This window comes from Streptomyces beihaiensis, from assembly GCF_026274175.1.
Classification (GTDB): domain Bacteria; phylum Actinomycetota; class Actinomycetes; order Streptomycetales; family Streptomycetaceae; genus Streptomyces; species Streptomyces beihaiensis.
Window position 1 is genome coordinate 22,225 of sequence record NZ_JAPHNL010000308.1, and the last position, 10,307, is coordinate 32,531.

The window sequence follows — 10,307 nt, forward strand, 5'->3', positions numbered from 1 at the left end:
AGCCGACGGCCGACCGGCAGCACGACGGCTGACCGACAGAACGACGGCCGACCGGCAGCACGACGACCGAACGGCAGCACGACGGCTGACCGACAGAACGACGACCGAACGGCAGCACGACGGCTGACCGACAGAACGACGACCGACCGGCAGCACGACGGCTGACCGACAGAACGACGGCTGAGCCGACAACCGGGCCGGCAAACGGGGAAGGGGCTGGGCACCAGGTGCCCAGCCCCTTCCTCACGCGCACAAGGTCACTTCTTGCGGCGCCGCCCCTTCTGCTGCTTGCGCCGCTCGGCCCGCGTCAGACCGTCGGCGGCGGACCGCGTCGGCCCGCCCTCGGTGACGAAATCGCTCTCGTCGACGCCGCCCTCGGCGTTGGGCGCCTGGAAGTGCAGCCGGTCCGGCCGCTGCGGGGCGTCGAGGCCCTTGGCCCGGATCTCCGGCCGGGCACCCGGCACCGCGGCCTGAGCCGGAACCGAGTCCTCCGCGCCCTTCTCCAGAGACGTCGCGGGCTCGCCGTCCGCCACCGGGACCTCCTCGACCTGCTGCTCGACCTGGACCTCCAGGTTGAACAGATAGCCGACGGACTCCTCCTTGATGCCCTCCATCATGGCGGTGAACATGTCGAAGCCCTCACGCTGGTACTCGACCAGCGGGTCCTTCTGCGCCATGGCCCGCAGGCCGATGCCCTCCTGCAGGTAGTCCATCTCGTAGAGGTGCTCACGCCACTTACGGTCGAGCACGGACAGCACGACGCGCCGCTCCAGCTCACGCATGATCTCGGAGCCGAGCTGCTCCTCACGCGCCTCGTACTGCGCGTGGATGTCGTCCTTGACGGCCTCGGCGATGAACTCGGCGGTCAGACCCGCGCGGTCACCGGCCTCCTCCTCCAGCTCCTCCACGGTCACCTTGATCGGGTAGAGCTGCTTGAACGCGCCCCACAGCCGGTCCAGGTCCCACTCCTCGGCGAAGCCCTCGGCGGTCTCGGCCTGGATGTAGGCGTCGATGGTGTCGTCCATGAAGTGCTGCACCTGCTCGTGCAGGTCCTCGCCCTCCAGCACCCGGCGACGCTCGCCGTAGATGACCTCGCGCTGCCGGTTGAGCACCTCGTCGTACTTCAGGACGTTCTTACGCGTCTCGAAGTTCTGCTGCTCGACCTGTGACTGCGCGGACGCGATCGCCCTGGTCACCATCTTGTTCTCGATCGGCACGTCGTCCGGCACGTTCGCCATCGACATCACACGCTCGACCATCTGTGCCTTGAACAGCCGCATCAGGTCGTCACCGAGCGACAGGTAGAACCGGGACTCGCCCGGGTCGCCCTGGCGGCCACTACGACCGCGCAGCTGGTTGTCGATACGCCGCGACTCGTGCCGCTCGGTACCCAGCACGTAGAGGCCGCCGAGCTCCTTGACCTCTTCGAACTCGGCCTTGACCGCCTGCTCGGCCTTCTCCAGGGCGGCGGGCAGCGCGGCCGCCCACTCCTCGACGTGCTCGACCGGGTCGAGCCCCGCCTGGCGCAGCTCCGCCTCGGCCAGGTCGTCGGGGTTGCCGCCCAGCTTGATGTCGGTACCACGACCGGCCATGTTGGTGGCCACCGTGACGGCGCCCTTACGGCCCGCCTGGGCGACGATCACGGCCTCACGGTCGTGCTGCTTGGCGTTCAGCACCTCGTGCTGAACACCGCGCTTGTTCAGCTGCTGCGACAGGTACTCCGACTTCTCGACCGACGTCGTACCGACGAGGATCGGCTGCCCCTTCTCGTGCTTCTCCGCGATGTCGTCCACGACCGCGTCGAACTTGGCGACCTCGGTGCGGTAGATCAGGTCGGGCTGGTCCCGGCGGACCATCGGCTTGTTCGTGGGGATCGGGACGACACCCAGCTTGTAGATCTGGTGGAACTCGGCGGCCTCGGTCATCGCCGTACCGGTCATGCCGGAGAGCTTGTCGTAGAGGCGGAAGAAGTTCTGCAGGGTGATCGTGGCGAGCGTCTGGTTCTCGTCCTTGATGTCCACCCCTTCCTTCGCCTCGATCGCCTGGTGCATGCCCTCGTTGTAACGGCGGCCCGCGAGGATACGGCCGGTGTGCTCATCGACGATCATGACCTCGCCGTCGATGACGACGTAGTCCTTGTCGTTCTTGAACAGTTCCTTCGCCTTGATGGCGTTGTTCAGATAACCGACCAGCGGCGTGTTCACCGACTCGTACAGGTTGTCGATGCCGAGCCAGTCCTCGACCTTCGCGACACCCGACTCGTGGATGGCCACGGTCCGCTTCTTCTCGTCGACCTCGTAGTCGCCGGTCTCCTCGATGCCCTTCATGGGGTTGCCCGCCTCGCCCTTCTTCAGGCGGGTGACCAGCTTCGCGAAGTCGCTGTACCACTTGGTGGCCTGGTCGGCCGGACCCGAGATGATCAGCGGCGTACGGGCCTCGTCGACCAGGATCGAGTCGACCTCGTCGACGATCGCGAAGTTGTGGCCGCGCTGGACGAGCTCGTCCTGCGACCACGCCATGTTGTCGCGCAGGTAGTCGAAGCCGAACTCATTGTTCGTGCCGTACGTGATGTCGCAGTTGTACTGCTCACGGCGCTGCTCCGGCGACATGTTCGCCAGGATGCAGCCCACGGTCAGCCCCAGGAACTTGTGGACGCGGCCCATCATCTCGGAGTCGCGCTCGGCCAGGTAGTCGTTGACCGTGATCAGGTGGACACCCTTGCCGGACAGCGCGTTCAGATACGCCGGCAGCGTACCGACGAGGGTCTTGCCCTCACCGGTCTTCATCTCAGCGACATACCCCAGGTGGAGGGCGGCGCCGCCCATCAGCTGCACGTCGTAGTGACGCTGGCCGAGCACGCGCTTGGCGGCCTCACGGACGGTGGCGAACGCCTCGGGCATCAGATCGTCGAGGCTCTCGCCGTCGGCGATCCGCTCCTTGTACTCGTCGGTGAGGGCCCTCAGCTCGGCGTCGGAGAGGCTCACGAAGTCCTCTTCGATGGAGTTGACCTGGTCCGCGATGCGGTGCAGCTTGCGCAGGATCTTGCCTTCGCCTGCACGCATGATCTTCGAGAGGACGGACACGGGGGTTGGTCTCCTTGCCGGTCGGGCCTGGCACGGTCGGGTTCGCTTACTACCACTGGACACTGCTGAACACTTCTTGAGCAACGGCCATCGTAAGCGAGGACCCGCCCGCACCGGGAGGTCTGCCATGAGGTCCAACGCACGGGCCCCACGGAAAGTGCCGGTACGCCACACGAAAAGTGATGGCGACAGCCCCCGGAGCCGCGCAGAATCGGTCGATGGAACCCGTGACGCTGACCACCGACCGCCTCCAGCTGAGCACCTTCGTGCCCGCCGACATCGACGAGGTGTGCGCCGCGGCCCAGGACGCCGACATCCAGCGCTGGACCACCATTCCCTCCCCGTACGCGCGCGTGGACGCCGAACACTTCATCACCCGCGTGGTCACCGACGGCTGGCGCACCGACACCGAGTACACCTTCGCCGTACGGGCCGACGGGCGTGCCCCGATCGTCGGCGCGGTCGCCCTGCACCACCCGCGCGCGGGCGCGTGGGAGATCGGATTCTGGACGACGAAGGAGTTCCGCGGCCGCGGCTACATGACGGAAGCCGTGCTGGGCCTGGCCCGCTGGGCCTTCACCACTCTGTCCTGCACACGCCTGGAGTGGCGCGCCGAGGTGGGCAACACCGGCTCCCTCGCCGTCGCCGAGAAAGCCGGCTTCACACTCGAAGGCGTCCTGCGCGCGGGCATGCCCAACAACGGCGTCCTGCGCGACTGCTGGCTCGGCTCCCTCCTCCCTTCCGACCTGCGCCTCCCCACGCCGCTCCCCTACCTCCCGTCCCCCGGGCCGCCGCCGCGGCGGCAAGCGTGAGGCCCCCCGTGCCTGACGCGGCCGGGCGGGGTCCGCTGGGGCGTGGCCCGGCAGGACCGGCGGCCGGGGCGGATTGTCAGTGGTGGCCCCTATCGTGCGGAGCATGACGACCCCGCCGCGCCCCGACACCGACCTGTCCGCCGCCGAAGCCCGCCGTATCGCCCTGCGCGCGCAGGGCTTCCTCGGCGCCCCGGACCGCAAGGCGGGCGCGCCGGGAGTGCTGCGCCACCTGGGCGCGGTGCAGCTGGACACGATCTCCGTCCTGGCCCGCTCGCACGAACTCGTTCCCTACGCGCGCCTGGGCGCGGTCGGCCGCCGGAAGGTCGAGGCGGCGTACTGGACCGGCACGCGCGCGTTCGAGTACTGGTCGCACGCCGCATGCGTCCTGCCGATCGAGGAGTGGCCCCACTTCGCGTTCCGCCGCCGCGCCTACCGCAACCGCCCCCACTGGTACCACCATCTGCCCCAGGGAGCGTACGACCAGGTGATCAAGCAGCTGCGCGCCGAGGGCCCGCTCACCGCCACAGAGCTCGGCGGCGCCAAGAACAAGGGCGAGTGGTGGGACTGGTCGGAGTCGAAGATCGCCGTCGAGCGCGCCCTGATGTACGGCGAGGTGGTGTGCGTCGAACGGCGCGGCTGGAAGCGCGTCTACGACCTGGCCGAGCGCGCCGTCCCCGCGGAACTGCTCCACGACGAGCTCGACGACAAGGAGTGCGTGCGCCGCCTGGTCCGGCAGGCCGGAGAGGCCCTGGGCGTGGGCACACGCGCGGACATCGCCGACTACCACCGGCTCAAGAGCGAACAGTTCGACGCGGTGATCGAGGAGACGGGCCTCGTCCCGGTGACGGTGGAGGGCTGGACCAAGCCCGCCTGGGCCGACCCGGCGGCACTGGCCACCGACCCGCGCGGACGGCACCGCACCACGCTCCTGTCGCCCTTCGACTCGCTCATCTGGGAGCGCGCGCGAACGGAGCGGATCTTCGGCTTCACCCACCGCCTGGAGGCGTACGTGCCCAAGCAGAAGCGCGTCCACGGCTACTTCGCGATGCCGGTGCTCTCCGGCGGCCGTCTGGTGGGCCGCGTCGACCCGGCCCGCGAGGGCACCACCCTGGTCGCCAAGCAGGTCTCCCTGGACGGCCCGAAGGCCGTACCGGCGGTCGCGCAGGCACTGCGGGAGGCGGCGACCTGGGTGGGCTGTGACAGCGTTCGCGTGGAACACATGCCCGATCCGACACTGAAGCCGGCCCTCACGGCGGCCTTGGCCTAGCGAGGACGTGTTCCGCGGCGTCGGCGCTCAGGGCCTGTTCGGCGGCGTCGGCGCCCAGGACCTTACCCGCGGCGCCGGCACTCAGAACCTGACCCGCGGCGTCGGCGCTCAGGACCTGATCCGCGGCGTCGGCGCCCAGGACCTGTTCGACGCGCGGCAGCTCTCGCGGGAACTCAGCGGATCTCGAGGATCTTCTCCCGCATCGCGTACACCACGGCCTCCATCCTGGAGTGCAGTTGCAGCTTCTCCAGGATGTTGCGCACATGGTTCTTCACGGTGTTCTCCGAGATGAACAGCTCCTTGGCGATGTCCCGGTTGTTCATCCCCGTGGCCACGAGCTTGAGCACCTCCAGCTCCCGATCGGTCAGGCGCGGCGCGGGCACCAGCCTGCGCTCGTCCGTCCGCTGGATCATCGACTTGAACTCGGTGAGCAGCTTCGACGCCATGGACGGGCTGATCTGCGACTGCCCGTCGGCCACCGCGCGGATGGCCGTCGCCACCTCGTCGGTCGAGATCTCCTTGAGCAGATAGCCGGTCGCCCCCGCCTTGATCGCGTCGTAGAGGTCCGCCTCCTCGTCGCTGATCGTCAGCATGATGATCTTCGCGCTTGGTGCGACCTCCTTGATGGCGGTGCACGCCTCGATGCCGCCCCTCTTGGGCATCCGCACATCCATCAGCACGATGTCCGGCAGCAGATCGGCCGCCTTGTCCACCGCCTCCGCGCCGTCGCCTGCCTCACCGATGACCTGGATGTCCTCCTCGGCCGCCAGCACGATCTCCAGGCCGCGCCGGAACAGGGCGTGGTCGTCCACCACGAGAACCCTGATGGGCTCCTTGCGCGGGGAGACCTCGTCCGGTCCCATGCCGGCTCCGTCGTCGACAGCGCCGACGTCCGCGCCTCGCATCGGTCCGAAGCTGTCCGCCATCGTTCCTCCCCCTGAAGGCCGTGGCCCGTGGTCCTGTGCCGGCCCAACCCGAGGCGTCGGCACACCGGTTGACCCGGCACAGCCATGATTTCATGCCGCGCCCCTCACGCTACGACAGCGCGACGCACAAGGGGTCGCACGAGAGTGCCCCCGGGGCGCACGCGCATCCCGGGGGCTCTCGTCGGACGAGTGCCGAGGAGTGTCGAGAGGGGTCAGCCGCCGATGGCGTCGCCCGCGTCGGCCGACCTCACCTGGGCGACCATCGGGTCGGTGCTGAGGTGGATGACACCGTAGTCGTAGGCATGCCGCCGGTAGACGACACTGGGCTCCTTGGTCTCGGAGTCGACGAACAGATAGAAGTCGTGCCCGACCAGCTCCATCTCGTAGAGCGCCTGGTCGAGCGTCATGGGCGCTGCCACGTGTGTCTTCTCGCGGACGACGAGCGGGCCCTCACCCTGGACCTCGAGCGATCCCATCTTCTTGGTCGGTACGCCGTCGGGTTCGGCCTGCGCCGTGGCGATCGTGCCGTCCCCGTTGAACCGCGCGGCGTCCGGGACGTGCTCGGGGACCTCGGCGGCCGAGAGCCGCTTGGTGCCGCGCCGCGACGACCGCTTGTCGTGCTGCTTGCGCAGGCGCGCGTCCAGCTTGTCCGTGGCCAGGTCGAGCGCCGCGTACGGATCGCTTGCCGAGGCTTCCGCCCGGATCACGGGGCCCCGGGTGCGCAGCGTGATCTCCACGCGGTCGCTCCGGTCTGCCTGCCGGGGGTTGGGCTCCTTGGACACCTCGACGTCGAGGCTGATCACCTTGCCGTCGAGCTTCTGGATCTTGTCCAGCTTCAGCTTCTCGGCCACGTGCTTGCGGAACCGCTCAGGTACCTCGGTCTTGCGGCCCTTGACGACGATGTCCACGCAGAACTCCGTTCCCGGATAGCTCCGCTCCAGTGGCGGAGCATCTCCCTCTTGCACCAGACTCCGGCCAGATCCGGAGCCTCGGACTCGGTGACTTCCACCTCCTCCTCCCCCATCGGCAAGATCGCCACCCCCGACACGCCGGGTGATTGCAGAAACCACCGCGCAATCAGCGGCATGGCATTCCGAATGCGAGGTACAGCGCCCGGCTTTCCCGCCGAGTTCCTCACAACCGAACATATCTCGCCCGGACGGATGTCGTCACCCGCTACTGACGCGTACCCCCATTCAGGTGAATGGAACCCCTCGCTACCTGCAACGACTCAGATCCCGCGTCAGTTCCGGTTTATTTCGAAAGAATCGGGAGAGGAAGCGATCACAGCCGCTCGGACGGTGACGGCCTCTGGTTTTTCACGGCCTGAAGCGGCATGAGCCGTGCCGTTCCACTTCCGGTCGCCGCCTTCTCCGGGCCTCGCCGTACCCAGCGCCGCGCGCATGACACGCGCCGCCTCCGCCAAGGAAGCGCCGGTCGTCATCAGGTCGTCGACCAGCACGATCCGGCCAATCCCGGCGAGCAGGCCACGGCCTCCGCCCGCGACTTCCAGCGCGCCGGTCACATTGGCCAGCCTCTGCCGCGCGCCGAGCCCCGCCTGATCGGCCACTTGTCGCCGCTGCCGCAGCACGGACAGCACCCGCACGGCGACCCCGGCACGCCGCAGCTCCGCCGCCGCGGCATACGCGATCCGCAGCGTGGGGTCGTGACCGCGCGCACGGGTGGCTCGGGGGGCGGAGGGGACGGGAACCAGCGCCAGGGGGCCCTCCCCTCCCCCTCCCCCTCCCCCCGTCCCCGCCGCCACCGCCACCGCCCCCGCCAGCGCCGCTCCGAGCGGTCGGGCCAAGCCCAACGCGCCGCGTTCCTTGTGCGCGAGCAGCACGGCCCGTGCCGGGTCCCGGTAGGGGACCGCCGCATGCACCGGCGGCAGCCCCGGTGGCGCCGGGCGCGGCCGGACCCGGCTCGGGCCGGTGCCGCGGACCGTCACCGCGCACCGGGTGCACAACGTCGTACGAGCCCTGCCGCAGCCCGCGCACCGGCCCGGCAACACCAGGTCGGAGAGGTCCTGCCACCAGCCGCGCATGGGCCAACTGTGCCAAGGGACGGCTCGCGCCACCAGGCCTGTGGACAACGCGCGTCGGCATGCTCTCCCTCTCGGAAGGAGGGGGATGGCAACGGGGAGGAAAATCCCGGTCAGCCGGGGTAGACCGGCGCCGTTCCGTCCTTGACGATGGACTGCCAGGACGCTCCGGAGGGCAGCCGTACGATCCCGTCGTCGGAGTGCGCGAGCAGGGGCAGCCGGTCGTCGTCGGATGCCGTGACCTCGCTGACGCCGGCGAGGCCCGGCAGCGCCTGGCCGGTCGGGGCCGAGCCGTCGCACGGCACGTACCGGATCTGCTGGAGCCCTCCGGCCTCCCGGCCCACCACGACGAGCTGGCTGCTGCCCGCCCACGACATGGCCGTCACCTCTTCCATCTCCGGGGCGGCCGGGCGCAGTTCGGTCACCGACACCTCGGTGCCGCCCTCTGCTGCCGAGTGGCGTTCGACGCGTCCTATACGCAGCTGTGTCGTGCCCTTGCCACCGTCCTTGCTCGCCTCCTTCACCAGGAGCGCGACGCGGACGCCGTCGGAGGACATCTTGACCGCCTCGACGCGGGCGCCGTCACCGAGTCCGTCGACCTGGACCTGCTGCATCCGGTCGGCGCGGCCCTGCCCGAACATCAGCAGACGCGGGTTCTTCGGGTCTCGGTCGGCGACCCACAGGTCGCCGCGGCCGTCCCAGCTGGGCGTCGAGAGCCCGTCGCTCTCGGAGCGGGACTGGCTGTGGACGAGCGCGGAGCCCAACGACGCGCCGTCGACCAGTGACGCCACGTACAGCGAGCGTCCGTCGACGGACACACCGGCGGCCTGGTCCTGGTCGTGCGCGACGGCGACGGAACGCAGCTCCCGCCGTCCCTCACCGAGCGGCCCGGCGACCGGCTCGGGGCTCTTGCCGGACGCGTTGTTGCCCGGGAGTTCGGCGAGGCGCCCCTTGGAGTCGAGGAAGTACGGATGGTCGAACCGGCCCGCCGCCCGCTGCGACACCAGGCCGTCGGCCGCGTCCTCGGTCAGGGCGCACATGAGTCCGCCGTCGGACCGCTTGAGCTCGACCTCGTCGACGGCCGACGACGCCAGGTCGCGCAGCGAGAACAGCAGCTGCGCCGCCATCTCCTTGCACTGGCGCTGCCCGACGCCGTCCGCCTTGTCGTTCAGCGGCACGGTCAGCTTGTTCGCGTCGTCCGGCGTCAGCGACGTCACGCCGTCCTTGAGGGCCGTACCCGACGGGAACGCGCTGGTCACCACGGGATTGAGCCAGTTCGACGGGCCCGCGACGACCTGTCTGACGGTCTCCGTCAACGGGTCGGTCCACTGCCGTACGAAGACGGGGTCGGCGACGAGTTGCTTCTGCCCGCGGCTCGCGTCCGACGCCGACTGGCTCTCCGCGTAGTAGTACTTGTTGACGGATTCGTAGATCCGCTGGAAGTTGAACTGGCCGAGGACGACGCCGTCCGGCGGGGAGTCGATGCGCCATTGCTTGCCGGAGGCGGTGTCCACCTGGGACAGGTGGAGGCTGCCTCTGTACGGCTTCCGGTCCGGGTGGTACGCCTGGTGCCTGTCGATCGTGGCGACCTGTTGCCCGGTGATGGTGAAGGTGCGTCCCTCGTCGCCGGTGTTGGGCCGACCGGTCGAGGTGGTGTTGGGGCCGCTGTCGAGCACGGTGGTGCGCTGCTCGGGCCGCCACGCTTTGGCCGCCTTCTTCGTCAGGTACTTGCGTGCCATCGTGTACGAGGGGTCGTCGCTGGTCAGCGCGTCGAGGAAGCCGTCGACGATGCTCGACGGGCTGGCGTTGTCCTGCGGCGGCAGGGCGAAGACACGCACTTGTGGATCGGGGCTCTGGGCTCCTTCGACGGGCTGGAGGCCACCGCTGTCCGGCATGGACGCGCAGCCCGCCAGCACGATGACGCCGCACCCGGCGAGCGCTCCTGCCCGTACCCCGCGCCGCGCTCGCGGCGTCCGCTGCTCATCCACGACCGCCGTCGCTCCCCTCACCGCGTTCCACCGCTGTCGTCCGCCCGGCCGGCTCTCCGGCACCGTGTCGGGTGCCGGCCGAGCCTTCGCGCGGTGCGGCGGAACCGCCGCGCGGGCGTGCCGCCGCGCCGCCGGTCCTGTCGCCTGGCGTCCGGCTGTCCTCGGTCGGGTCGCCGCCGCGCTCGTCCGG

General features: G+C 69.7%; 7 protein-coding genes. 2 read left to right on the top strand and 5 right to left on the bottom strand.

Going from position 1 to position 10,307, the window contains the following annotated elements; translation table 11 throughout:
- Positions 1-257: 257 nt before the first annotated feature.
- Positions 258-3,083, bottom strand: coding sequence for a preprotein translocase subunit SecA (gene secA / locus OFY01_RS26995; RefSeq protein ID WP_266604198.1), 2,826 nt, complete (start codon positions 3,081-3,083; stop codon positions 258-260).
- Between the two features lie 218 nt (positions 3,084-3,301).
- On the opposite strand from secA, the gene OFY01_RS27000 reads away from it, so the two are divergent.
- Positions 3,302-3,895, top strand: a complete 594-nt coding sequence (locus OFY01_RS27000; protein ID WP_266604200.1) for a GNAT family N-acetyltransferase — start codon at positions 3,302-3,304, stop codon at positions 3,893-3,895.
- 103 nt (positions 3,896-3,998) lie between these two features.
- A complete protein-coding gene (locus OFY01_RS27005) occupies positions 3,999-5,162 on the top strand; it encodes a winged helix-turn-helix domain-containing protein (protein ID WP_266604202.1) in 1,164 nt (387 codons plus the stop codon).
- A 173-nt stretch (positions 5,163-5,335) separates the two neighbouring features.
- Here OFY01_RS27005 and OFY01_RS27010 read toward each other — a convergent pair whose 3' ends face one another.
- The 4 genes from OFY01_RS27010 to OFY01_RS27025 form a co-directional block, all read right to left on the bottom strand.
- On the bottom strand, positions 5,336-6,088 hold the full coding sequence (locus tag OFY01_RS27010; RefSeq protein ID WP_266604204.1) for a response regulator: 753 nt from the start codon (positions 6,086-6,088) through the stop codon (positions 5,336-5,338).
- 212 nt (positions 6,089-6,300) lie between these two features.
- The gene (hpf, locus tag OFY01_RS27015; RefSeq protein WP_407700431.1) at positions 6,301-6,996 is read right to left on the bottom strand and encodes a ribosome hibernation-promoting factor, HPF/YfiA family; all 696 of its coding nucleotides are present in this window, start codon (positions 6,994-6,996) and stop codon (positions 6,301-6,303) included.
- Between the two features lie 335 nt (positions 6,997-7,331).
- Positions 7,332-7,931 (bottom strand): ComF family protein, encoded by a 600-nt coding sequence (locus OFY01_RS27020; protein ID WP_407700432.1) that lies wholly within the window; start codon positions 7,929-7,931, stop codon positions 7,332-7,334.
- A gap of 311 nt (positions 7,932-8,242) precedes the next feature.
- On the bottom strand, positions 8,243-10,024 hold the full coding sequence (locus tag OFY01_RS27025) for an LpqB family beta-propeller domain-containing protein (RefSeq protein WP_266604215.1): 1,782 nt from the start codon (positions 10,022-10,024) through the stop codon (positions 8,243-8,245).
- Between the last annotated feature and the right edge of the window lie 283 nt (positions 10,025-10,307).

What these genes read in the sequence shown, in the direction of transcription:
- OFY01_RS27025 (WP_266604215.1), bottom strand. Translation starts at nt 10,024, where the DNA reads ATGCCGGACAGCGGTGGCCTCCAGCCCGTCGAAGGAGCCCAGAGCCCC.
- OFY01_RS27005 (WP_266604202.1), top strand. Translation starts at nt 3,999, where the DNA reads ATGACGACCCCGCCGCGCCCCGACACCGACCTGTCCGCCGCCGAAGCC.
- OFY01_RS27000 (WP_266604200.1), top strand. Translation starts at nt 3,302, where the DNA reads ATGGAACCCGTGACGCTGACCACCGACCGCCTCCAGCTGAGCACCTTC.
- OFY01_RS27010 (WP_266604204.1), bottom strand. Translation starts at nt 6,088, where the DNA reads ATGGCGGACAGCTTCGGACCGATGCGAGGCGCGGACGTCGGCGCTGTC.